The 24,660-nt window shown below is 63.8% G+C and carries 20 protein-coding genes; 14 read left to right on the top strand and 6 right to left on the bottom strand.

Translation table 11 applies throughout. The annotated features are described in order from the left end of the window. Window positions 1-10 precede the first annotated feature (10 nt). On the top strand, window positions 11-334 hold the full coding sequence (locus tag LB513_RS13070; RefSeq protein ID WP_224663916.1) for a phosphoribosyl-ATP diphosphatase: 324 nt from the start codon (window positions 11-13) through the stop codon (window positions 332-334). A gap of 23 nt (window positions 335-357) precedes the next feature. Beyond that, the gene (gene coaA / locus LB513_RS13065) at window positions 358-1,317 is read left to right on the top strand and encodes a type I pantothenate kinase (RefSeq protein ID WP_224663915.1); all 960 of its coding nucleotides are present in this window, start codon (window positions 358-360) and stop codon (window positions 1,315-1,317) included. On the opposite strand, the gene LB513_RS25245 is transcribed toward coaA, so the two are convergent. The 5 genes from LB513_RS25245 to LB513_RS13040 all read right to left on the bottom strand — a co-directional run bounded on the left by LB513_RS25245 (window position 1,281) and on the right by LB513_RS13040 (window position 6,574). Further along, window positions 1,281-2,507: a phosphatase PAP2 family protein gene (locus LB513_RS25245; protein ID WP_224663914.1), complete on the bottom strand. Its 1,227-nt coding sequence runs from the start codon at window positions 2,505-2,507 to the stop codon at window positions 1,281-1,283. The genes coaA and LB513_RS25245 overlap by 37 nt on opposite strands. A gap of 1 nt (window position 2,508) precedes the next feature. Further along, window positions 2,509-3,849 (bottom strand): phosphatase PAP2 family protein, encoded by a 1,341-nt coding sequence (locus LB513_RS13055; protein WP_224663913.1) that lies wholly within the window; start codon window positions 3,847-3,849, stop codon window positions 2,509-2,511. Beyond that, on the bottom strand, window positions 3,747-4,364 hold the full coding sequence (locus tag LB513_RS13050) for an alpha-ketoglutarate-dependent dioxygenase AlkB family protein (RefSeq protein ID WP_224663912.1): 618 nt from the start codon (window positions 4,362-4,364) through the stop codon (window positions 3,747-3,749). Before LB513_RS13050 ends, LB513_RS13055 begins: the two co-directional genes overlap by 103 nt. Before the next feature lie 85 nt (window positions 4,365-4,449). After that, window positions 4,450-4,887: an alternative ribosome rescue aminoacyl-tRNA hydrolase ArfB gene (arfB, locus tag LB513_RS13045; protein WP_224663911.1), complete on the bottom strand. Its 438-nt coding sequence runs from the start codon at window positions 4,885-4,887 to the stop codon at window positions 4,450-4,452. Window positions 4,888-4,963: 76 nt separating this feature from the next. Then, window positions 4,964-6,574 (bottom strand): phosphoenolpyruvate carboxykinase, encoded by a 1,611-nt coding sequence (locus LB513_RS13040; RefSeq protein WP_224663910.1) that lies wholly within the window; start codon window positions 6,572-6,574, stop codon window positions 4,964-4,966. Window positions 6,575-6,914: 340 nt separating this feature from the next. Between LB513_RS13040 and LB513_RS13035 the strand changes: the two genes are divergently transcribed. The 3 genes from LB513_RS13035 to LB513_RS13025 all read left to right on the top strand — a co-directional run bounded on the left by LB513_RS13035 (window position 6,915) and on the right by LB513_RS13025 (window position 10,063). Next, window positions 6,915-7,616 (top strand): response regulator transcription factor, encoded by a 702-nt coding sequence (locus LB513_RS13035; protein WP_013528337.1) that lies wholly within the window; start codon window positions 6,915-6,917, stop codon window positions 7,614-7,616. Between the two features lie 129 nt (window positions 7,617-7,745). Further along, complete coding sequence (locus LB513_RS13030) at window positions 7,746-9,530, top strand: sensor histidine kinase (protein ID WP_318011189.1); 1,785 nt, start codon at window positions 7,746-7,748, stop codon at window positions 9,528-9,530. A gap of 86 nt (window positions 9,531-9,616) precedes the next feature. Next, window positions 9,617-10,063, top strand: coding sequence for an HPr kinase/phosphorylase (locus LB513_RS13025; RefSeq protein WP_411962703.1), 447 nt, complete (start codon window positions 9,617-9,619; stop codon window positions 10,061-10,063). A gap of 7 nt (window positions 10,064-10,070) precedes the next feature. Here LB513_RS13025 and LB513_RS13020 read toward each other — a convergent pair whose 3' ends face one another. After that, the gene (locus LB513_RS13020; RefSeq protein WP_224663972.1) at window positions 10,071-10,292 is read right to left on the bottom strand and encodes a hypothetical protein; all 222 of its coding nucleotides are present in this window, start codon (window positions 10,290-10,292) and stop codon (window positions 10,071-10,073) included. Here LB513_RS13020 and LB513_RS13015 point away from each other — a divergent pair. From LB513_RS13015 to trxA, 9 genes are all read left to right on the top strand, one after another. Next, window positions 10,227-10,628, top strand: a complete 402-nt coding sequence (locus LB513_RS13015; RefSeq protein WP_140690825.1) for a PTS sugar transporter subunit IIA — start codon at window positions 10,227-10,229, stop codon at window positions 10,626-10,628. The genes LB513_RS13020 and LB513_RS13015 overlap by 66 nt on opposite strands. Further along, a complete protein-coding gene (locus LB513_RS13010) occupies window positions 10,625-10,918 on the top strand; it encodes an HPr family phosphocarrier protein (RefSeq protein WP_224663907.1) in 294 nt (97 codons plus the stop codon). The genes LB513_RS13015 and LB513_RS13010 overlap by 4 nt, the downstream gene beginning before the upstream one ends. A 171-nt stretch (window positions 10,919-11,089) precedes the next feature. Further along, window positions 11,090-12,490 (top strand): adenosylhomocysteinase, encoded by a 1,401-nt coding sequence (gene ahcY / locus LB513_RS13005; RefSeq protein WP_224663906.1) that lies wholly within the window; start codon window positions 11,090-11,092, stop codon window positions 12,488-12,490. Between the two features lie 196 nt (window positions 12,491-12,686). Continuing rightward, window positions 12,687-15,242, top strand: coding sequence for a sensor histidine kinase (locus tag LB513_RS13000; protein ID WP_224663905.1), 2,556 nt, complete (start codon window positions 12,687-12,689; stop codon window positions 15,240-15,242). Between the two features lie 8 nt (window positions 15,243-15,250). Further along, window positions 15,251-16,762 (top strand): tRNA (adenosine(37)-N6)-threonylcarbamoyltransferase complex ATPase subunit type 1 TsaE, encoded by a 1,512-nt coding sequence (gene tsaE, locus LB513_RS12995; protein WP_224663904.1) that lies wholly within the window; start codon window positions 15,251-15,253, stop codon window positions 16,760-16,762. After that, window positions 16,762-17,487 carry a nucleotidyltransferase family protein gene (locus LB513_RS12990; protein WP_224663903.1) on the top strand — a complete coding sequence of 242 codons (726 nt, stop codon included), beginning with the start codon at window positions 16,762-16,764 and terminating at the stop codon, window positions 17,485-17,487. Before tsaE ends, LB513_RS12990 begins: the two co-directional genes overlap by 1 nt. Beyond that, on the top strand, window positions 17,484-20,618 hold the full coding sequence (addB, locus tag LB513_RS12985) for a double-strand break repair protein AddB (protein WP_224663902.1): 3,135 nt from the start codon (window positions 17,484-17,486) through the stop codon (window positions 20,616-20,618). The genes LB513_RS12990 and addB overlap by 4 nt, the downstream gene beginning before the upstream one ends. Further along, window positions 20,615-24,133 carry a double-strand break repair helicase AddA gene (addA, locus tag LB513_RS12980; RefSeq protein ID WP_224663901.1) on the top strand — a complete coding sequence of 1,173 codons (3,519 nt, stop codon included), beginning with the start codon at window positions 20,615-20,617 and terminating at the stop codon, window positions 24,131-24,133. The genes addB and addA overlap by 4 nt, the downstream gene beginning before the upstream one ends. 76 nt (window positions 24,134-24,209) lie before the next feature. Further along, the gene (gene trxA / locus LB513_RS12975; protein ID WP_224663900.1) at window positions 24,210-24,536 is read left to right on the top strand and encodes a thioredoxin; all 327 of its coding nucleotides are present in this window, start codon (window positions 24,210-24,212) and stop codon (window positions 24,534-24,536) included. Window positions 24,537-24,660 lie beyond the last annotated feature (124 nt).

Raw genomic sequence — 24,660 nt, 5'->3', positions numbered from 1 at the left:
TTTTGTCGCCATGGCTGAATTTTCGCTCTCCGACCTGGAGGCACTGATCGCGGAACGCGCGCGTTCCGGCGACCCGGACTCGTGGACGGCGAAACTCCTCGCGCGCGGCATAGACAAGGCGGCGCAGAAGCTTGGCGAAGAGGCGGTCGAGACCGTGATCGCCGCCATCAAGGGCGACCGGCAGGGTCTCGTTTCGGAAAGCGCCGATCTTATATATCATTGGCTCGTCGTTCTCGGCGTTTCCGGGGTTGCGCTGGACGATGTGCTCAAGGAGCTTGAAAGCCGCACCAGGCGTTCAGGCATCGCCGAGAAGGCGTCGCGGCCCAAGGGCTGATCGCGGGGAGGGCAGGTTTCGCTATGGATCAGCTCGCGCCGACCGAGAAATATTCCCCTTTCCGCTTCTTCTCCGCCGAGGAGTGGTCGCACTTCCGCGCCGACACGCCGCTGACGCTGACCGAGGATGAGTTCCGGCGCCTGCGTTCGCTCAACGACCCGATCGACCTCGAAGAGGTCAAGCGCATCTATCTGTCGCTATCGCGGCTTTTGTCCGCGCATGTCGAGGCCAGCCAGTTGCTGTTCAGGCAGCGGCAGGCTTTCTTCAACGCCGTGGACGTAGTCAAGACGCCGTTCATCATCGGCATCGCGGGCTCCGTTGCGGTCGGCAAGTCGACCACGGCGCGCGTGCTGAAGGAGCTTTTGGCGCGCTGGCCATCCAGCCCCAAGGTGGATCTCATCACCACCGACGGCTTCCTGCTGCCCAATGAAGTCCTGCGCCGCGAGAACCTGATGGAGCGCAAGGGCTTCCCCGACAGCTACGATGTCGGCGCGCTACTGCGCTTCCTGTCGGGCATCAAGTCGGCGCTTCCCAATGTCCGCGCGCCGGTCTATTCGCATCTGACCTATGACGTCATTCCCGGCGAGTTCGTCACGGTCGACCGGCCCGACATCCTGATCTTCGAAGGCATCAACGTGCTGCAGCCCGGCAAGCTGCCGCAGGACGGCAAGATCGTCCCCTTCCTGTCAGACTTCTTCGACTTCGCGATCTACATCGACGCCGACGAGAAGCTGATCCACAACTGGTACATCTCTCGCTTCATGCGCCTGCGCGAAACAGCCTTCCGCGATCCGGACTCCTTCTTCCATCGCTATTCGCGGCTGTCGGAAGATTCGGCCCTGGCTATCGCCGAAAGCCTGTGGACCAACATCAACCTGAAGAACCTGCGCGAGAACATCCTGCCGACCCGCGCCCGCGCCGACCTCATCCTGCGCAAGGGCGCCGATCATCGCATCGAGGAAGTGGCGCTGCGCAAGCTGTGAGCCTGCCGGCGGGCACGCTCCATAGTTCCGGTCGACGGAGTCGCCAGCCGGGAAACAGGCTGATCGGCGGGGACGAGCTTACGCGCCAGAACATAAACGAGGACAGCGACCGCGGCGGCGGCATAGCCGTCGATCGCATAGTGCCAGGCCAGATACACCGAACTGGCGGCGACAAAGGCGACGTAGACGAACGCGACCGCGCCGAGACGGCGATTGTACTCCCTGACGAAAAGGGCGTTGAGCGTCGCCAATCCGACATGCACGCTGGGAAAGGCGGAAATGCCCGACCCGAAGCCTGTCTGCCCGGCCTCATGCAGCGTCCATAGATAGTGTTGATAGGAAACAGCCGAGTTCGCGGACTCGGCGCCATGCGCCAGAAACGCCAGCTGTTCGCCAAACCGTGCCGTGTCGCCTGTGACGGCACCGTAGAAGGCCGGGCCGGCCGACAGGAACAGCCCGGCAAGTATATTGCCAATGACGATCCAGACCAGCATGAAGCAGACCGCGTAGCGCGTTCTGACCGACGCCGCCCGCGGCGATGTCATGACGAAGAACAGGGCGCCGAAATTGAAGACGAACCACAAAACGTTGTAATTCCATTCGACAACAGTTCGCACGAAATCGTTTTTGGCCACCATGTAGAGCCACCGCCACGGGTCGACGCCGAAATGCAGGAAGGCATCTATATCGGCATGTGCCACGTCGAACGGAAAACCGCCCTGCCAGACAGCCATGCCGTTCTTGACGGACGTGAATGTGCCCTGAAAAATCATCAGCGCCATGACAAGGCACAGACCCGAGAGCGAGTAGGCCAGCCGCGAGGTCGAAAACACGTATCTTGCCGCCAGACCGCGCCTGCGATCGAAGCGATGGATAAGCAGCCCGAACTCCACGAGGCCGGCAACGGCCGGCAGGGTCACGCCGTTCAGCAATGTCCAGCGCCCAAAATATACGGCGTATGCGCTTCGGTCGGCCGCGCCGACCACGTGCAGAAAGCCCAGTCCGAGGAATGTGTAGACGGCAATCAGGAGGTAGAGGCCTGAGTCCCGCCGGACTAGCGGGAGTGCACGATTGATGATCGCCCAGGCTTGAGCGAAGACCACGCAGCGCCCTGTCATCATCCCGGACGGTTCGAAGTCATGAGCGCCTTTGACGGGGAAATCCGTTGTATTGGTCAGGGGTTCGGCCACGTCACGCCTTCGGCATCAAATTCGACGCAGTTCCACTTTCGCGGCCTGCATCTGTCGCGAAATGATCGGCAAGATGCGGTTGATCGGGATGGCGTCTTGGGCCAGGCAGTCCGCAAATCCACCAGATGACGAGCGCCGCGCCCACACCGACGATGCCGTCGAGGGCGTAGTGCCATCCGAGGTGGATCGAGCCCAGGAAGATCAGCACGGCATAGGCCAGCATGATGTGACCAAACCGGCGATCGATGAGATATGCGACTGCTGCAAACAACGTGGCCTGGGCGTTGTGCATGCTGGGCATGGCCGAAATGCCGCCGGGCAGGTCGACCTGGCCGGCATAGATTTGCCAAAGCATGTCCTTTGCCAATGACGAGGACAGCGGGTAGGTCGCAGCGACCTCATCGAGATACTCTACGAGGTCCTTGTACGGCGAGGGCGCACCCGGCACCACATCGGCGAAGTAGCAGGGGCCCGCCGACGAGAAGAGTGTGGCCATCACCAGGCCGATCAGGATCCAGGACATGACCGTGGCTCGCCAGTAGCGAACACGGATCGGCTCCGGGACGCGCGGACTGACGAGCAGCCCCGCCCAGAACAGGAAGACTATCGGCACCCAGGCCGAATACATGATGTCAAACAGCACGGTCATCCAAGGCGTCCCCACGATGGGCTGGATGACCTGCCAGGGCTGATGTCCGCCCAGGAGAATTGAATCCCAGCGCGAAAAGGTTTCGTCCCACTGGAAAGGCGCGATGATCGGTATCATCGTCTTGTTATAGAGGAAGCACGCCAGAAACAGGGCTAGGACGGCGCAGGCGAAGAGATAGCGCCAAATCAGGGTCGACATAGCCAGGCGTCCCAGCGACGCCATCGCGATGCCGACGGGGGATCCACGACGTCCCTTGACAAGGGCGAGTGAGCAGGCCCCGATGACAAGGGCGGAGCCGAACACCTGGAGACTGCGAAGGATGCGTTGGGCGTATTCAGCGAGGTAGGGCAGGAGTGTGTCGCCTCTGATCGTCGCAACGAACCACGTGAGCAGCACAAATGTGATGATCGCTGCATAGGTCTTTCCATTGCAACGCCGCTCGTTTGCAAACCATATCGACAACCGATCTGCATGCGACAGGATCTGCGCGGTTTCAGAGAAAGACATGGAGATAGGCCCAGAGGGAAGAAATAGTGTCTTAAGTGACACTAATTTTTTAAAGAACAGTAACGGCGGCAGTGCACCCGACCCTAGACCGGCTTCGTCACCCGCCGCAGCGTCAGATTGATCCTGCCGCCATTCCTCAACAGCGCCGAGGTAGAGGAATAGATCCGGTCGACGCCGTGGAAGCATAAGCGTCCCTCGCCGCCAAGCACAACGACATCGCCGCTCTGCAGCCGGAAAGATTTCGTGCCGCCGTCGCGCGTCGTCTGGCCGATCCGGAACAGGCAATCATCGCCCAGCGAGACCGAGACGACAGGCGCCGAGAGATCCTCCTCGTCGCGGTCCTGATGCAGGCCCATCTTCGCATCCGGCGTATAGAAATTGATTAGGCAGGCTTCAGGAGGATGGGGGTAGGCCGACACCTGCCGCCACAAATCGAGCAGTGCCTCCGGTATTGCCGGCCACGGCGCCCCAGTCGCCGGATGCGTCGGCTGGTAGCGGTAGCCATGTTCCTTGTCGGTGACCCAGCCGAGCGGCCCGCAATTGGTCATGCGCACGCTCATCTCCTTGCCCGTGCGCGGCATGGCGGGAACGAACAGCGGCGCCTGCGCCACGACCCGTCTCACATCCTCGACCAGCGCTTCCTGCGCTTGGCGGGAGAGGTGGGCTGGCATGTGACGGACGCCTTTGGGCAGGACGAGCATAGATCTGGCAATATCCTGTTCTGCTATTGACTCAAGAATGCCATATCGAAACGCAGGCGGCGATCCGAAATGCTCCCGCCAGCGATCAGTCGTCGCTGACCTTTCCCCGCAACTTCTTGACCGTGCCGCGCCCGGCTTTGCTCTTCAGCCGCCGTTCAACGGCACCTTTGGACGGCCGGGTCTTCTTGCGCGGCGGCGGCGGCGGCTCCGCGGCCTTGGCGACAAGCGCCGTCAGCCTCGCCCTTGCGTCGGCGCGGTTCTGTTCCTGGGTGCGGAAGCGCCCGGCCTCGATCACGATGACGCCATCCTTGGTGGCCCGCTGGCCGGCCATCTTGATCGTCCGCTCGCGCACGCGCTCCGAAAGGCCGGCCGCGTTGGCCGCGTCGAAGCGCAACTGCACCGCCGTCGCCACCTTGTTGACGTTTTGGCCGCCCGGTCCGGACGAACGGATGAAGTCCTCGTGCAAATCGCCCGGGTGGATCACCGCGCCGGCGGCAATGATTATGCTGTCGTCGCTCGTCATGCCGCAGTCATGGCGCGATGGAGCAAAAAAGAAAAGACCCGATCGAGACGGCCCTTCAATGGTCATTCCAAGTCGATTATTCCGCCGCCTCCTGCATGCGTGGCGCGGCACCTCGCACCACGGCGTCGACATGGCTTTCGAACTTCTCGAAATTGACGGCAAACATGCCGACCAACCTCGCGGCCTGCCGGTCGTAAGCGGCCTTGTCGGCCCAGGTCGACCGGGGATCGAGAATGGCGCTGTCCACGCCAGGTACGGCCACCGGCACCTCGAAGCCGAAATTGTCGTCGGTACGGAATGCCGTGTCCTTGAGCGAGCCGTCGAGGGCAGCTGAAAGCAGTGCCCGGGTCGCTTTGATCGGCATCCGCTTTCCGGCGCCGTATGCGCCCCCGGTCCAGCCGGTGTTTACCAGCCAGCAATCGACTTCATGCCGAGCGATCAGATCGCGCAGCAGATTGCCGTATTCCGATGGATGGCGCGGCATGAACGGCGCGCCGAAGCAGGTCGAGAAAGTCGCTTCGGGCTCGGTAACCCCCTTTTCGGTTCCAGCCACCTTGGCGGTGTAGCCCGACAGGAAATGGTACATTGCTTGCGCCGGGGTCAGGCGGGCAATCGGTGGCATCACGCCGAACGCATCGGCGGTCAGCATGATGATGTTCCTCGGATGTTTGGCGCGCCCGGTCCTGCTGGCATTGGGAATGAAGTCCAGCGGATAAGCGCACCGGGTGTTTTCGGTCAGGCTTCCGTCGTTGAAGTCGGGGACCCGGTCGGCGTCGAGCACGACGTTTTCCAGCACCGTGCCGAAGCGCTGGGTGGTGGCGAAGATCTCCGGCTCCGCATCGGCCGACAATTTGATCGTCTTGGCATAACAGCCGCCCTCGAAGTTGAAGATGCCGTGCGGCCCCCAGCCATGCTCGTCATCGCCGATCAGGGTGCGCGAAGGATCGGCCGACAGCGTCGTCTTGCCGGTGCCCGAAAGGCCGAAGAAGACCGCGGCGTCGCCATTGTTTCCTTCATTGGCGGAGCAATGCATCGGCATCACGCCCTTGGCCGGCAGCAGGTAGTTGAGCATGGTGAAAACCGACTTCTTCATCTCGCCGGCATAGGACGTGCCGGCGATGAGCACGATTTTGCGGGTCAGGTCGACGGCGATCATCGTCTCGGTGCGGCTGCCATGACGAGCGGGGTCGGCGCGGAAAGACGGCAGGTCGATGATGGTCATCTCGGGGACGAACTGTTCGAGTTCTGCGGCATCGGGACGGATGAGCAGATTGCGGATGAACAGCGAGTGCCACGCCAATTCGGTGACGACCCTGGTCGGCAGCTTCAATTCCGCGTCGGCGCCGCCGATAAGGTCCTGGACATAGAGATCCTTGTCCGCTGCATGGCCCAGGAAATCGGCAAGCAGCGTATCGAACTGGGCCGGCGAGATCGCCCTGTTGTTGTCCCACCAGACGTGGGCCTCGGTGGCGTCGTCGCGGACGACGAACTTGTCCTTGGGCGAGCGGCCGGTATGCAGGCCGGTCTCGGCGACAAGCGCGCCATGCGAGGTCAAACGGGCCTCGCCGCGCCGGATCGCCTCCCCATAGAGGGCGGCCGCACCGAAATTGTAATGCACCGTGCCGGTGGTTTTCAGGCCGATATCATCGAGGGCGCTGGCAGAATTGCGTTTGCCGACTTCCGACATGGTGGTTCCTTCTAGCAATTATCGCCCCTTCGCCGGAAATTCCTGCGTGCCCCATTGCGCGGGCCGAGATCGTCAGAACCAGAAAAGCCGAATGATATCAAATCATTAATCGATTTAAATATTTTGAAAGTTGTTTAAATCGTTTATATATGCAAAAAGTTGGATAGTTGCCCAAAGGATTGGCAGTGTTCGATCGTCCTATCCGTGTACTGGTGCAATTGTGGCCACCGGCACGTCCCGCGTGACAGCGGGCAGGGCCGATGCCACATTTTGTACCTAATTTGTCCTGCAAAAGCCCCTTCTCCAAAGGAAGGGACAGCTCATGAGGGAGCCGCTTGAAATGGCAACTATCGCGCTTGTCGATGACGATCGCAACATTCTGACGTCGGTGTCGATCGCCCTCGAATCCGAGGGCTATCGCGTCGAGACCTACACGGATGGTGCGTCGGCGCTGGAGGGGCTCGCGGCGCGCCCGCCGAATCTTGCCATCCTCGACATCAAGATGCCCCGCATGGACGGCATGGAGCTGCTGCGTCGCATGCGCCAGAAGTCCGACCTTCCGGTGATCTTCCTGACCTCCAAGGATGACGAGATCGACGAGTTGTTCGGCCTCAAGATGGGCGCCGACGACTTTATCCGCAAACCCTTTTCACAGCGTCTTCTTGTCGAGCGCGTGCGCGCCGTCCTGCGCCGCGCCAGCGCCCGCGAGGCCGCCGCCAAAACCCCCAGCCAGCAGGCCCGATCGCTCGAACGCGGACAGCTTGTCATGGACCAGGAGCGCCACACCTGCACCTGGAAGGGCGAACCGGTGACGCTCACAGTCACCGAATTCCTGATCCTGCATTCATTGGCGCAGCGCCCCGGCGTCGTAAAAAGCCGTGATGCGCTGATGGATTCGGCCTATGATGAACAGGTCTATGTCGACGATCGCACGATAGACAGCCACATCAAGCGCCTGCGCAAGAAGTTCAAGGCCGTCGATGACGACTTCGAGATGATCGAAACCCTTTACGGAGTCGGGTACCGGTTCCGAGAGGCTTGAAAAGGCTGTTGGCATTAGGGAATAGTCCGTGGTCGGTTTGAATGGTGGGAGCGGCCACCGCGTCTCAGCCAGCCATTTATCTGTTGCCTGCTGCTCACTGCCCACTCAGTAACAGGGACCTGCTATTCGATGGCAGTGGAGGCACAGCGAGGCAGGCCGGCGGGCGCCAACAGGCGATCGTCCAGGATTATGCCGTCCTTCTTATCGAAGGTCACGGTTCCGATGCGCCGCTTCCTTGGCCATCACATCTTTTCCAGCCTGACGCGGCGCATCCTCTTCCTCAACCTCGCCGGTCTTGCCGTCCTGGTGACCGGCATTCTCTATCTCAACACCTTTCGCGACGGGCTGATCGACGCCCGCGTCGAAAGCCTGATGACGCAGGGCGAGATCATCGCCGGTGCTATCGCCGCTTCTGCGACGGTCGAGACGGATTCGATCAGCATCGATCCGGAAAAACTGCTCGAACTGCAGGCCGGTGAAAGCCTCGGACCCGGCTCGGATCAGCTCGACAATCTTGATTTTCCGATCAATCCCGAACGTGTCGCGCCTGTTCTGAGACGGCTGATATCGCCGACCCGCACGCGTGCCCGCATCTATGACCGGGACGCCAATCTGCTGCTCGATTCACGCCATCTCTATTCTCGTGGCCAGATCCTGCGCTACGACTTGCCGCCAGTGGAAGAGGAGCAGCCGGACCTGCTCGAACGCGTCCAGAAATTCGTCTTCGATTTGTTCCGCAACACCGAGTTGCCGGTCTATCACGAGCAGCCCGGCGGCAACGGCGCGGCCTTCCCGGAAGTGGTCAAGGCGCTCACCGGGAGCCCGTCGACGATCGTGCGCGTCAGCGAGCAGGGCGAGCAGATCGTTTCGGTGGCGGTGCCGATCCAGCGCTTTCGCGCCGTCCTGGGCGTCTTGATGCTGTCGACCGAAGGCGGCGACATCGACAAGATCGTCGCCGCCGAGCGCAAGGCGATCCTGCGCGTCTTCGGCATAGCGGCCCTGGTCACCGCCATCCTGTCCATGCTTCTGGCGTCAACGATCGCCAATCCGCTGCGCCGTCTTTCTGCGGCTGCGGTGCGCGTGCGCCGAGGCGTCAAGAGCCGCGAGGAAATCCCCGACTTTTCCGACCGGCAGGACGAGATCGGCAATCTGTCGATCGCCATACGCGACATGACCAACGCGCTCTATGCCCGCATCGAGGCCATCGAAAGCTTCGCGGCCGACGTCTCGCATGAGCTGAAGAACCCCCTGACGTCGCTGCGCAGCGCTGTCGAAACCCTGCCGCTGGCCAAGAACGACACTTCGCGCGGCCGGCTGATGGATATCATCCAGCACGACGTCAGGCGTTTGGACCGCCTCATTACGGACATTTCCGACGCCTCGCGCCTCGATGCGGAGCTGGCGCGGGAAGACGCGGGCAGGGTCGACCTGAAGACATTCATCACCGATCTTGTCGCCGTTTCGCGAGAAGCCACGCGCAACAAGAAGGCGGTTGAGATCGAGTTCAAGGTTGCCAAGCCGCCGCAGGGGGTCAAGGGCTATTTCGTCCTCGGGCATGACCTGCGCATCGGCCAGGTCGTCACCAACCTGATCGAGAACGCTCGTTCCTTCGTGCCCGAGGACCATGGCCATATCACCCTGTCTCTGGCACGCTCAGGCAAGTTCAACATCCTCACGGTCGACGATAACGGCCCCGGCATCCGGGCGGACAACATCGACCGGATCTTCGAGCGCTTTTACACCGACAGGCCGGCTGGCGAGGCGTTCGGCCAGAATTCGGGTCTCGGCCTGTCCATATCGCGACAGATCGTCGAGGCTCATGGCGGCACGCTGACCGCCGAAAACATTCCAGGCACCAAGCCTGGCGAAATCAAGGGCGCGCGCTTCGTCGTGACGCTGCCGGCGGAAGCATGATCGCGAGAGGTGAGCCGCGGTTTCTCGGACTGGATGTGCCGTTCGTCCAGGGCTCATGCTTCCTCCAACAAGCATGATTGCCGATCGTGCAGCCTGAAAACATTCACGCAACGGCACTGTTGATCGGCGATCGCGGCATCCTCGTCACTGGCGCCTCCGGTTCCGGCAAGACAACGCTGGCCCTGGCGCTCATCGCGCATTGCCGGCCATGTGGATTGTTCGCGCGGCTGGTCGGCGACGATCAGCTATTTGTCGAAGGTCACGCCGGGCGTTTGGTTTGCCGTGTTCCCGCCGTCATAGCCGGCCTCGCCGAGGTGCCTGGGCTCGGTCCGCGTCCGCTTCCCTTCGAGCCGGCTTGCGTCGTCGATCTGCACCTGCGCCTGTTGGCGGCCGGCGGAACGGCGCGCTTTCAGGAGGACGCCGCAAGCACCATCGCGGGCTGCCTAGTGCCCCGGATCGACCTAGCCGAACGCAACGTCACGGCCGCTTTGCCCGCAATTGCGGCACGGCTGTCGATCGCGCTATTCCTGTGATCCGTCCCTATTTCTTGTTGCAATGCGTCAAAATGGCAGGTGCCCGCGCAATTTTGGGCTTGTCAACAGGCCGCGCGTCGACAAGATAGCGCTCCCGCCGCCTAAAATGGCTGGCGAGCATAAAATGCGCCTGTGAAGCGGCGATGACGGGAGCCACCAGAGAATGATCGGACTCGTGCTTGTAACGCACGGTCAACTGGCCACCGAGTTTCGACATGCCGTGGAACATGTCGTGGGGCCACAAGACAGTTTCGAAACCGTGGCAATCGGTGCCGACGACGATATGGAGCAGCGTCGCCGCGACATCGTCGATGCTGTCGCCCGTGTCGATACCGGAGCCGGCGTCATCGTGCTGACCGACATGTTCGGCGGCACACCGTCGAACCTCGCCATTTCGGTGATGGAGTCTGGCCGCACGGAAGTGATCGCCGGCATGAACCTTCCGATGCTGATAAAGCTGTCCTCGATCCGCAAGGGCGACAATATGGCGGCGGCGCTCGACGAGGCGCAGGCCGCCGGCCGCAAATACATCAACGTCGCCAGCCAGCTTCTGAGCAGCAAATGAACGCGCTGTCGGAAAAAGACCAGCTTGTCCGGGAGTTTCCGATCATCAACCAGCGCGGACTGCATGCCCGCGCTTCGGCTAAATTCGTCCAGGTGGCGAGCGGGTTCGACGCCTCTGTGCATGTCGAGAAGGACGGGGTCAAGGTCGGCGGCACCTCGATCATGGGCCTCATGATGTTGGCAGCCAGCCCCGGTTATTCGATCCGCGTTACAGCCAGCGGCCCGGAGGCGGCTCAGGCGATGGACGCGCTGGAACAACTCGTGGCATCCCGCTTTGGCGAGGACGCCTGATTTCGGCAAAAGCGTGTCTTCGACACATGCAGGGATAAAGATTTCTTTATATCCCATTGTCGCCTCGCCGGCGATCTGCTAGTCAGCGGCATCCGCGCCCTTTGACGCGCCGATAGGCGTGGGCGCATCGGCAACCAATTCGTAAGCGCAACAATTCGCAGGAGCACTGCCATGACGGGTAGCAAGGATTACGTGGTCGCAGACATCTCGCTTGCCGGCTGGGGCCGCAAGGAAATCGAGATCGCTGAGACCGAAATGCCGGGCCTGATGGCCTGCCGTGAGGAATTCGGCTCCAAGAAGCCGCTCGAGGGCGCGCGCATCACCGGCTCGTTGCACATGACCATCCAGACAGCAGTGTTGATCGAAACCCTTAAGGCGCTCGGCGCCGACATCCGCTGGGCGTCCTGCAACATCTTCTCGACGCAGGACCATGCCGCCGCGGCGATTGCCGAGGCCGGCATTCCTGTCTTCGCTGTCAAAGGCGAGAGCCTCGAACAGTATTGGGACTACACCGACCGCATCTTCCAGTGGGCGGACGGCGGCCTCTCCAACATGATCCTCGATGATGGCGGGGACGCCACCATGTACATCCTGATCGGCGCCCGCGCCGAAGCCGGGGAGGACGTGCTGTCCAACCCGCAGAGCGAGGAAGAAGAATATTTCTATGCCCAGGTCAAGAAGCGCCTGGCGGCCACGCCCGGCTTCTTCACCAGGCAGAAGGCTGCAATCCGGGGCGTCACCGAAGAGACGACCACCGGCGTCAACCGTCTTTACCAGCTACAGAAGAAGGGCTTGCTGCCCTTCCCTGCCATCAACGTCAACGACTCGGTCACCAAGTCGAAATTCGACAACAAGTATGGCTGCAAGGAATCGCTGGTCGATGGCATCCGCCGGGGCACTGACACCATGATGGCCGGCAAGGTCGCCGTGGTGTGCGGCTATGGCGACGTCGGCAAGGGCTCGTCGGCTTCGCTCAAGGGCGCCGGTGCCCGCGTCAAGGTCACCGAAGTCGATCCAATCTGCGCGCTGCAGGCGGCGATGGACGGTTTCGAGGTGGTCACGCTGGAAGACGCGGCTCCGACCGCCGACATCGTCATCACCACAACCGGCAACAAAGACGTCGTAACCCTCGACCACATGCGCTCGATGAAGGACATGGTCATCGTCGGCAACATCGGCCACTTCGACAATGAGATCCAGGTGGCGTCGCTGCGCAATCTGAAATGGACCAACGTCAAGCCGCAGGTCGACATGATCACCTTTGCGGACGGCAAGCGCATGATCCTGTTATCGGAAGGCCGCCTGCTCAATCTGGGCAATGCCACCGGCCATCCGAGCTTCGTCATGTCGGCGTCCTTCACCAACCAGGTACTGGCCCAGATCGAATTGTACACCAAGCCCGGACAGTACGAGAATCAGGTCTATGTGCTGCCCAAGCATCTCGACGAAAAGGTCGCGCGGCTGCATCTCGATAAGCTCGGTGCCCGCCTGACTGAACTCTCGGGCGAGCAGGCAGCCTATATCGGCGTCAGCCAGCAGGGACCGTTCAAACCGGAACACTACCGCTATTAACCAAAGCGGAAATTACTACCAGATATTGACGCCGGGCGATTGACATTTCGCCCGGCTTTATTTTTGCGCGCCATCGCCTTCACGGCGATTCGGCGAGGGTTTATTGTCGGGTGATTCGCGACGCTTGCGGCCTGCAAGGGATGAGAGAGGCGCGCATCAGGGCGGTCTTGTATCAGGCGGCGGAGAGGACCAAGACATGCCGGGGCAACACCCGCACGCAGCGGGACGGGCCGTTTCCGGCGGCCATGACGATTCGGGGGCCGCTGGCTCCGCCTTAAGAGGCGGCCGCCTGTCATGGCGCGCCCGCGCCGGGCTGTTGCTCGGCACCTCTACACTGGCCGCTCCCTTCCTTCATGCGGTCGCGCGTGCCGAGGGCAAGGGTGCGACCGTTGCCGGCCTGTCGGTCAGCACGGTAGAGGTCATGCAGCTTGCCGTGTTCGTCGGCGTGACCGGCGCGGCCCTTCTGTCGGCCGTCGTCCTCATTCGCGAAAGGGCCCGCACCTCGGCGGAGAATGTCGAACTCAGGAGCCGTCTCGCCGACATCAATGCGGCGCTGCGCCGTTCTGAGGCGTTGCTCAACTTGCGCGACCAGCGTGTCGTTGTCTGGGCGGCGGACAATAAGAAACCGGAACTGATCGGCACCTTGCCGGTCGAGAGCGGAGCGCCTGAGGACCGGGCAGCGTTCCTTGCCTTCGGCCGCTGGCTGATGCCGCGCTCGGCCGCGGCGCTTGAGCACGCCATCGCCGGACTGCGCGAAAAAGCGAGACCCTTCGACCTTGTCATTGAATCGCAGGCCGGCGCACCGCTCGAGGTGCATGGCCGCAAGAGCGCGGCGCACGTGCTCGTGCGCTTCGTTTCGCTGTCGGAGACGCAACGTGGCCAGGCGCGGCTCAAGATCGAAAACCAGCGCCTGACGGCGGACCACGATACGATGATGGGCCTGCTCGACGCGCTCAAGATGCCGGCGTGGATGCGTGGCGAGGACGGGCGGCTGAGATGGGTCAACAGGGCCTATGCCGATGCCGTCGAGGCCGAAAGCCCGGAAGCCGCCGTGCGCGACGCGAAGGAGTTTCTCGGCGGCCAGGCGCGGGACGCGATTGCCGCCCAACACAGATCCCATCCGGTCTTCGAGCAATCGCTCTCGACTGTGATCGAAGGCGACCGTCGCGTATTCGCGGTGACCGATTTCGCCGGCGCCGATGGCTCCGCCGGCCTTGCCTGCGACACCAGCGCCATCGAGGCGATGCGCGGCGAATATGAGCGCACCGTAAGGAGCCATGCCGACACGCTCGACCAGCTCAACACGGCGGTGGCCATTTTCGACGTCGATGAGAAGCTGCGGTTCTTCAACCAGGCGTTCCAGAAACTCTGGGGCCTCGAAACCGGCTTCCTGCACAGCGCCCCCGACAATGCATTGTTGCTCGACCGTTTGCGCAGCGAGGGCAAGATCGCCGAGCAGCCCGAATGGCGCCGCTGGAAGGAAAGCCTGCTTAGCGCCTATCGCGCCGTGGAGTCGCAGGAACATTGGTGGCATCTGCCCGATGGAAAGACCATTCGCGTCGTCGCCAGTCCGCAGCCCAAGGGCGGCGTGACCTGGGTCTTCGAGAACCTTACCGAGAAGATGGATCTCGAGAGCCGCTATCAAACGGCAGTGCGGGTCCAGGGCGAAACGCTCGACAACCTTGCCGAGGGCGTGGCGGTGTTCGGCCCGGACGGCAGGCTTCGGCTTTCGAATCCGGCCTTTGCCAAACTTTGGGGGCTGAGCGCCGAGGCCGCCAAGGCGAATGTGCACGTTTCCACGATCCGTGACCTGTGCAGCCGGCAAGCGGCAGACAGTCCCTGGCCCGGCTTCGTCGCCGCCATCACCGGTTTCGACGACGAGCGGCGCGATCGCCATGGCCAGACCGAACTCAACAATGGCGATGTGCTGAGCTACGCCATGATTCCGCTACCCAACGGGCAGGTGATGGTGACCTTCGTCGATGTGACCGACAGCGTCCATGTCGAGAGGGCGCTGAAGGACAAGAACGAGGCGTTGCGGAAATCCGACCAGCTCAAGAACGAGTTCGTCCAGCATGTGTCCTACGAATTGCGATCGCCGCTCACCAACATCATCGGCTTCACCGAACTGCTGACGCTGCCGACGACCGGTCCGCTGAACCCGAAACAGCGCGAATATGTCGGCCATGTCAGCTCGTCGTCCTCCGTGCTGCTCACCATCGTCAACGACATCCTCGACCTGGCCACGGTGGATGCCGGCATCATGCAGCTCGACATTTCGGAAGTGCATGTCGACCAGACGATCGCTGCCGCTGCCGAATTGGTGGTCGACCGGCTGGAGGAGCATGCGATAAGGCTGGAAATCGACGCCGCGGCGGCGCCGAAGACGTTTCACGGCGACGAGATCAGAGTCCGCCAGATCCTCTACAATCTGCTCAGCAACGCCGCCAACTATGCTCCGGAAGCCAGCACGATCAGGCTCGCCTGCCGGCAATTGACGAGCGGGGTGGAATTCTCGGTTCACGATGACGGCCCGGGCATGCCGCCGGATGTGCTCGATTCGGTCTTCCGCCGCTTTGAGCCGCGCACCAATGGCGGGCGCCGTCGCGGTGCCGGCCTCGGCTTGTCGATCGTCAAGAGCTTCGTCGAGCTCCATGGCGGCAGCGTCCGCATCGAAACCGGCAAGGACAAGGGCACGACCGTCATCTGCACCTTTCCTGACAGGCCGGGCATCCGCGCCGCGGCCGAGTAGCACGCGCGATGGCGGAATTGGTGCTGGAGCGCGTGCTTGCCGACGAGGCACGGACGGCAAGACTGGGCGAGGATCTCGCGCTGTCGTTGCGGGCCGGAGACGTGCTGTTGCTAAAGGGCGATCTCGGCGCCGGCAAATCCACGCTGGCGCGCGCGCTGATCAGGACCTTGGCCGACGACCCAGGGCTCGATGTCCCGAGCCCGACCTTCACTCTGGTGCAAAGCTACGAGACCCGCATTCCGGTGCACCATTTCGATCTCTACCGCCTGGCCTCTGCGTCCGAGCTCGATGAGCTTGGCTTCGATGAGGCGCTGGCTCAGGGTGCGGCGCTGGTCGAATGGCCGGAACGAGCGGAAGGCCATCTGCCGAAAACCGCTATTCTGGTCGAACTTGTCCAGCATGGCGAAGCTCGGCTGGCGCGGCTGTCGGGGCAGGGTGCCGCCTTCGACCGCGCCGCGCGGTCGCTGGCAATGCGCGATTTTCTCGAACATGCCGGCTGGGGCGAAGCGCGGCGGCGCCATTTCACCGGCGATGCATCGGCCCGCTCCTACGAAATCGTATCGCTTGCCGGCCGGGACCATCAAGTGCTGATGAACTCGCCGCGGCTGGTGCTCGGGCCACCGGTCAGGGATGGCAAGCCCTATGCCGAGATCGCGCATACAGCCCAGTCGGTCTCGGCCTTCGTCGCCATCGACCGTGCCTTGCAAGCCGGCGGCGTCAGCGTTCCCGAGATTCATGCCGAGGACCAGGACAACGGTTTCCTGCTCATCGAACATCTCGGTTCCGAAGGGTTCCTTGGCAAGGATGGCGAACCGGTGGCCGAGCGCCATGCAGCGGCGGCTGAACTGCTGGCCATGATGCATGGCAGGACATGGCCGAAGCGCATGGAAACCGGGCTCGGCGGCCTCCATGAGGTGCCGCCCTTCGACCGCGATGCGATGATGATCGAAGCCGACCTGCTGGTCGACTGGTATGTGCCGGCGATCTCAGGCAGTCCGGCGAGCGAGGGCTTGCGCGCCGGCTACCACCAGGCTTGGAACGGACTTTTCGACCGCCTGCAAGGCCGCGAATACACGCTGATGCTGCGCGATTTCCATTCACCCAACATCATCTGGCGCCCCGATCGCACCGGCCACGACCGGCTGGGCATCGTCGACTTCCAGGATGCGCTGATCGGTCCTTCAGCCTATGATGTGGCGTCCCTGGCCATGGACGCCCGCGTGACAATATCTCCCGAGATCGAGAAGCGGACGCTCGATGCCTATGTCGCGGCACGCCATGCCGCCGGCGCGTTCGATGAGGCAGGCTTTCTCGAGACCTACGCGATCATGGCGGCGCAGCGCAATTCCAAGATCCTCGGCATCTTCGTGCGACTGCACGAACGTGACGGCAAGCCCGACTATCTCAAGCATCTGCCGCGCATTCGCGACTATCTGCGCCGCGCCCTGGGGCACCCTGCGCTGGTCGAACTGCGGGATTTCTACAGCGATAACGGCCTGCTGGAAGAGCGAGGGCTGTGATGGAAGGGCCGGACAGCGCGATCGTGCTCGCCGCCGGGCTCGGCAAGCGCATGCGGCCGATCACCGACACCATTCCCAAGCCGCTGGTCAGGATCGCCGGCAAGACCTTGCTCGATTGGGGCCTCGACAGCCTGGCTGCCGCCGGCGTCGGCAGGGCCGTGGTCAACGTCCATTATCTTCCCGAACAGATCGTCGCTCATGTCGCGGCACGCCAGGCGCCCCGCATCATCATCTCCGACGAGAGCGAACAGCTGCTTGATTCCGCCGGGGGCATCGTCAAGGCGTTGCCGGACCTTGGCATGAAACCCTTCTACATCGTCAATGCCGACACGTTCTGGATCGACGACGGACCCGCCAATCTGGGTCGGCTCGCCCTTGCATGGGACGAGACGACGATGGATATTCTGATGATGCTGGCTGATCTGCACCAGGCGACCGGACATAGCGGCGGGACCGATTTCCTGGTGGCGCCGGATGGTGCCTTGCAGCGCTCGAAAGGAGATCCGTCGGGGCTGATCTATGCCGGCGCCGCGATCATCCAGCCTCGTCTTTTCCAGGATGCACCCGCGGGAGCGCATTCGCTCAACGCCTATTTCGACAGGGCAATAGAAGCCGGCCGCCTGTTCGGCCTGCCGATGCGTGGCCGCTGGATCACCGTCGGCACGCCGGACGCCATCCCACTCGCGGAAGCAGCTGTCGCCGGTTCCTTGACCGGGTCGCGATGAGCGGCTCGAGCCGCGTTTTCTCCATCCCACCCGGAGCGCCGTTTCTGCCGACGCTTGCCGAGGCCCTGCTTGCCGGCCGCCTTGTCCCAGGCTTCCGGTTCGAGGGCGACCCCCTTGCGCTGGCCGATGTCACCATTTACGTGCCGACCCGCCGCGCGGCTCGCGCCTTGCGTGGCGTCTTCGTCGATAGCCTGAAGGCGCGTGGCGGCAGCGGTTCGGCCATCCTGCCGGTCATTCGCCCGCTCGGCGAATTCGACGAAGACGAGGCCGCGTTCGATGTCGAGCCGTCCGCCGCCATCGATCTCGCGCCGCCCATCGCCGCGATCGAGCGCCTGCTGCTGCTGACGCCTCTGGTGCGCGCCTGGAAGCGCCGGCTGCCGGCGCATGTCGCCGCGCTTTTCTCCGAGGAGATCGTCATCCCGGCCTCGACGGCCGACGCGATCTGGCTGGCGCGGGATCTCGCCAGGCTGATGGATGACATCGAGACGGAGGGCTCAGACTGGGCAAGGCTAAAGGACGTGGTCACCGGCAACCTTGCCGAGTGGTGGCAGGTAACACTCGAGTTCCTCGATATCGTCACCAACGCCTGGCCGCAATTCCTTGAGGAGAGCGGCCAGTCCGATCCGGCGGCGCATCGCAACGCCTTGATCCGGGCGGAAGCGGCGCGGCTGCGTCGCGATCTGCCCGCCGGGCCGGTGATCGCGGCGGGATCCACAGGCTCGATACCCGCCACGGCGGAACTGCTTGCGGCCATTGCCCGCTTGCCCGACGGCGCCGTCGTGCTGCCTGGGCTCGACCGGACCCTCGACGAGGCGTCCTTCCAGGCGATTGCCGCCCCCGGCGCCCGTCCGGCGGTACTCGGGCACCCGCAATATGGCTTGGCAAGACTGCTCGGCAAGATCGGCGTGCCGCGCGGCGATGTCGAGGAGATCGCCGTGCCCGAGCCGCGGCTCGCGCTGCGCGCCGCAATGATCGGCGAGGCGCTGCGGCCAGCCGAGACCACCGAACTCTGGGCCGAGACGCGCGCCGGATTCCTGGCCCCCGAAATTGCGCGCGCCTTTGCCGATGTGACCCTGATCGAAGCGGCGAGCGAGCGCGATGAGGCCGTTGCCATCGCCGTCGCGCTCAAGCAGGCCGTCGAGGCGCCCGGCCAAACGGCCGCGCTTGTTACCGGCGACCGTGCCCTTGCGCGCCGTGTCTGCGTCGAACTGAAGCGGTTTGGCGTCATCGCCGATGATTCCGGCGGAACGCCGCTCGCCAACAGTCCGGCGGCCGGCCTGCTCAGGCTGTTGCTGGAAGCGGTGTTCCGTCCCGGAGATCCGGTAGGCCTGCTTGCGCTGCTCAAGCATCCGCTGCTCCATCTCGGCCTCGAACGGGCCGAGGTGCGCCACGCGGCCGAACTGGTCGAACTGGTGGCGCTTCGCGGCGGCACCGGCCGTCCTGACATCGCGTCGCTCCCGGATCTGTTCGAGGCCCGCCTTGCCGGCCTGGACGATGGTGGGCGGCCGCCGTTCTGGTTGTCCCGGCTGACCGTGCGGACCATCGGAAACGCGCGCGATGTGCTGGGGCGTCTCACTCAGGCCCTGGCGCCGTTGACCACGTTTCGCGATGAAGCGGAAGCGGCCTTGTCGGCGCTGGCCAGGTCCAGCGTCACGGCACTGGAAAATCTCGGCCGCACAGCGGATGGCGGCCTTGCCGGGCTTTACGCGGGTGACGCAGGCGAAAAACTCGCCGAACTGCTGCGGGGACTGATTGCAGCCTCGGCACCGCTCTCGCTCGCTGCCAGCGAATGGCCGGACGTGATGGCGGCCCTGATCGCACCCGAGACGGTGAAGCCGGCGCAGGGGAGCGACAGGAACATCGCCATCTGGGGCGCGCTGGAAGCCCGGCTGCAAACCGTCGACACCCTTGTCATCGGCGGGCTCAATGAAGGCGTGTGGCCACGCAAGCCTGAGAGCGACCGCTTCATGTCGCGGCTGATGAAGTCCGGCATCGACCTCGAACCCCCAGAACGGCGCATAGGCCTCGCCGCGCATGATTTCCAAATGGCCATGGGCGCCGGCAAAGTGGTGCTGGCCCGCTCGGTGCGCGCCGGCGACGCTCCTGCCGTGCCGTCGCGTTGGCTGCAGCGTCTCGTCACCTTCATAGGCAGCGATCAGGCGGCTGCGCCGCGCCGGCGTGGCGATCAGTTGCTCGCCTGGGCGCGCGCCCTGGACGCCGGCCCCAGGCAGGATTTCGCGCCACGGCCACGTCCGAAGCCGCCTTTGTCTGTACGCCCAACGCATTTCTCCGTCACCGAGATCGAAACGCTGCGCCGCGACCCCTATGCCATCTATGCAAGGCGCATCCTCGGGCTGATGCCGCTCGACCCGGTTATCCGTGACCCCGGCGCGGCGGAGCGCGGCACGCTGTTCCACGCCGTCCTGCATCGCTTCTCCGGGCACTCACCCGACCCGCGCGCGCCCGACGCACTGGCCGGCCTCATCGCCGCCGGCCGCGCCTGCTTTGCCGAGGCAGGGCTTCCTGCCGACGTCGAGGCGATATGGTGGCCGCGCTTCGAGAAACTCGCCGCCAACATCATCGAATGGGAGCGCACGCGCGCCGACGCGGTGATGAGCCGCCATGCCGAGGAGCGGGCAGGAAAGACGTTGGTCGGACGGTCCGGCGTGACGCTGTCCGGCTATGCGGATCGCGTCGATCTGCTGGCCGGCGGCATGGCTGACATACTGGACTACAAGACCGGCTCCTCGCCCTCCAAGGCGCAGGCGCATACGCTGCTGGCGCCGCAATTGGCCTTGGAGGGCGCGCTGTTAAGGCGCGGTGCCTTCAGGGATTTGGGCGCGCGCGAGCCGTCGCAGCTGGCCTTCATCAGGCTGAAGCCGAACGGCGAGGTGTTCGAGGAATCCATCCTCGAACACAACCGACAGCCGCGGACGGCTGCCGATCTTGCAGAGGAGGCCTGGGCGCGGCTGGAGAAGCTGCTGATCCACTATGCCGACCCGGAGACCGGCTATCTGTCCCGTGCGCTACCGTTCCGGGAGGGCGAGACGGATGGCGCCTACGACCATCTTGCGCGCGTTCTCGAATGGTCGGCCGGCGGCGATCCCGGCGACGAGGGCGACGAGGCATGAAGAAGCCCTATCCGATCCCGAGTGAAACCGCTTCCAGCCAGGCGCGTGCTTCCGATCCGAACAACTCCGCCTGGGTGTCGGCCAATGCCGGATCGGGCAAGACCCATGTGCTGGCCCAGCGCGTCATCAGGCTGCTGCTGCGCGGCACCGATCCGTCGAAAATCCTGTGCCTGACCTATACGCGCGCCGCGGCAGCGAACATGTCGAACCGGGTGTTCTCGACCCTGTCTGAGTGGACCACGCTTAGCGAGGTCGATCTTGCGGCCAGGGTGGAGGCGCTGGAAGGCCGGCGGCCGGACTTGGAAACCATGCGCCGCGCCCGTCGCCTGTTTGCCGAGGCGCTGGAAACGCCGGGTGGGCTGAAGATCCAGACCATCCACGCATTCTGCGAATCGGTGCTCCATCAATTTCCCCTGGAAGCCAACATCCCCGCCCATTTCGAGCTGCTCGACAGCCAGATGGAGGCATCGCTTTTTGCCGCCGCGCGCCGCGAGATGATCTCCGGCACGGCTGCTGGCGACAGGGAACTGGCCGAGGCGTTCGCAACCATTCTCGACCGCGGCGGGGAAGCCGGGCTCGATGCGCTGCTGGGCGAGATCGTGCGCAAGCGCGACGGCTTGAACTCCTTTATCGACGCCATCGGACGCTACGACACCCGCTTCCAGCCCCTGTTCGATGAGTTCGATTTCCGCCCCGGCCAGACCGCCGACGGCATAGCCGCCTCGGCGTGGCCATTGCCCGGCTTCCCGCCGGATTACTTCGGCGCGTTTGCCCATGCCGCCGAAGCAGCCGACGCCAGGACGGTGCTGAACAATATCCTGCCCTATGCGCGTCTGGCTTTCGCCGAGGACGATCCGGTGCGCCGGCTGCAACTGCTGTCGAGGGCCTTCCTCAAGACCGGTGGCGATGCCTATGATCCGGGAACGGCATTCAAGAAAGCTCTGGTTAGCCAACTGCCCGATCTGGCGGACCGCTACCTGACAGCGGCCAAAGCGATCATTCAAACCGTCGACCGGCTTGCCCTGTTCCGGATGCTCGAGGGCACGCGGGCCGCGCTTACCATCGCCGACTGGCTGATTGCCCGCTACGAGATTTTGAAGCGCAGCCGTGGCTTCCTCGATTTCAACGACCTGATCACACGCACGGTCAGCCTTCTGGCGCGGCCCGACGCCGGTCCCTGGGTGCACTACAAACTCGACCAGGGCATCGACCACATCCTGCTCGACGAGGCGCAGGACACCAGCCCCGATCAATGGGAAGTGGTGAAGCGGCTGGCCGAAGAGTTCTTTGCCGGCATTGGAGCCCGCGACGCCAACAATCGGACGGTCTTTGCCGTCGGCGACGAGAAGCAGTCGATCTATTCCTTCCAGGGCGCCGCGCCCGACTCCTTCGCTGACAGCCGGCTTTTGTTCGCTGGTAAGGTGCGCGAAGCCGAGGCGTCGTTTGCCGACCTCAAGCTGACCTGGTCGTTCCGCTCGACCGACGATGTGCTTGCCGCCGTCGACCGTGTTTTTGCCGACCCTGTCGTCAGGAGGGGCATCAGCCACGATCCCGATCCGCTGCGCCACCAGGCGATCCGCACCGACGCGCCTGGCTATGTCGAGGTCTGGCCATCGATCGGGACCGAAGCCGTCGACGAGCCGGACGACTGGACGCAGGCCATCGATCACGCGCATGCACCGGCGGTGCGCGTGGCCGAAAATGTCGCCGCCACGATCGCCGGGTGGATCGGCAGGGGCGAGATCATAGAAGGCCGCGGCAAGCGGCTGCGGCCGGGCGATGTGCTGGTCCTGGTGCGCAAGCGGGACCGCTTCGTGCACGCCCTCACTCGTGCCTTGAAGCGCCGCGACATCCCGGTTGCCGGCGCCGACCGGCTGAGCCTGCCCGGCCATATCGCGGTCAAGGACCTGATCGCGCTCGGGCATCTCCTCATCCAGCCGCAGGACGACCTGTCGCTGGCCGCAATCCTGTGCGGCCCGATCTTCGACCTGCCGGAAGAGGCACTCTTCACGCTCGCCGCGCAGAGGCCGCCCGGCATGTCGCTGCTCGCGTCGCTGCGCACTCAGGCGGGCGAAGGTGGACGACTTGCGGACATTGCCGCGCAACTCGAGGCCTGGACGAACGAGGCCGCCTTCAGGCCGGTGTTCGAATTCTATGCCAGTCTCCTGGCGCGCGATGGCGTGCGCGCCAGGATGATCGCGCGCCTCGGTCCCGAGGCCGGCGATATTCTCGACGAGTTTTTGAGTTTCTGCCTTGCCGAGGAACGGACCGGCCTGCCTGGGCTCGAGGCCTTCCTGGCGACGCTGGAGAATGCCGGTCCCGAGATCAAGCGCGAGATGGACCAGACCCGCGACGAGGTTCGCGTCATGACCGTCCATGCGGCCAAGGGGCTCGAGGCGCCGGTCGTGTTCCTGGTCGATGGCGGCTCCGCCCCGTTCAGCGACCAGCATCTGCCGCGGCTGATGCCTTTCGCCGGGTCCGGCGCCCATTGGGACGGCAAGGGCTATCTTTGGCGCTCGGCCAGCGATGTCGCCAATGGCTTTTCGAAAGCGGCGGCGGCAAAGGCGCGGGAACTCGCCGACGACGAATATCGGAGGCTGCTCTATGTCGGCATGACGCGTGCCGAGGACCGGTTGATCGTCTGCGGCTATCACGGCAAGCGGGCGCCGAATGCCGGCACCTGGCATTCGATCGTCAGCCGCGCCCTGATCGGGGCGCCGGAAAGCGAACAGCGGGAGCATCCCGCCGGTGGAGAGCCGGTGCATCGATTCCATGTCACGAAGCTGCCGGGTGTTGCCCTGCTTTCCGGCGCGCAGGCTGACCCGGCCGATGCATTCGCACCGCTGCCCACCACGCTGTTCCACCCCCTGCCGCCCTTCGAGGATCTGCCGCGTCCGCTGTCGCCATCAGGCGCCTCGGCGCTGATCGATGAAGGCAAGGAGGCCGTGGTGGACAAGGCCTCGCCGGTGCTGGATGCCGATGTTGAGCCGGGTTTCGCGGTGATGCGGGGGCTCGCCCTGCACAAGCTGCTGCAGATGTTGCCCGGCATTGCCGAAGACAGGCGCCATGAAGCCGCGAAACGCTACCTTGCCCGCGTTGGCACCAAATGGCGTCCATCAGAGCGTGAGGATGCTTTAGCTTCGGTCGACGCCATCCTTGCCGACGCCGCGCTGGGGCCGTTGTTTGCGCCATCGTCGCGCGCCGAGGTCGCCATTATGGGCAGCCTCGAGGTCAAGGGCAGGAACCGCTCGATTTCCGGCAAGATCGACCGCCTTGCTGTGACATCGGACACTGTTTCGATCGTCGACTACAAGACCAACAGGCCCGCTCCCACCTCGCTGGCCGAGGTGCCGCCAGCCTATGTCCTGCAACTCGCGCTATACCGCGCCCTGCTGCGGCCGCTCTATCCAGGACGCGCGGTGAAAGCGGCCTTGTTGTTCACCGAAGCGCCGCGGCTGATCGAACTGCCGCCCAGCGTCATGGATGACGCCCTTGCCCGACTCACGGGACCGTGACACAAGACCTGCTTGAAGAAGGGCGCGATAAACACCACATTTGGTGCGACAAAGAACTCTCGAAAGGATTTTCCGCATGGGTGCCACCGTCAAGGTCGACAATAGCAATTTCCAGGCCGACGTGCTCGACGCCAGCGTGCCGGTCGTGGTCGATTTCTGGGCTGAATGGTGCGGTCCTTGCAAGCAGATCGCGCCCTCCCTTGAAGACATCGCCACCGAACTCGGCGCCAGGGTAAAGATCGCCAAGCTGAACATCGACGAAAATCCGGAGCTTGCCGCGCAGTTCGGCGTTCGCTCGATCCCGACGCTGATGATCTTCAAGGGCGGCGAAGTGGCCGACATCAAGGTCGGCGCCGCGCCCAAGACGGCACTGTCGCATTGGGTCAACGGCAACCTCGCCTGATCGACCTGAGACATCCTGTATCAAGCCCGGCCATTGCGCCGGGCTTTTTGTTGGCGTCATCGCTGAGCCGCGCTGGCCCTCACGTTCCGGCACCCCATGTCTTCTGTTGGTGAAAGATAAGGGA

This window comes from Mesorhizobium sp. ES1-1 (assembly GCF_020164785.1).
In the GTDB taxonomy this organism is placed as follows: domain Bacteria; phylum Pseudomonadota; class Alphaproteobacteria; order Rhizobiales; family Rhizobiaceae; genus Mesorhizobium.
Note: the sequence above shows the minus strand (reverse complement) of the source record. Positions and strands in the feature narration are given on the sequence as shown.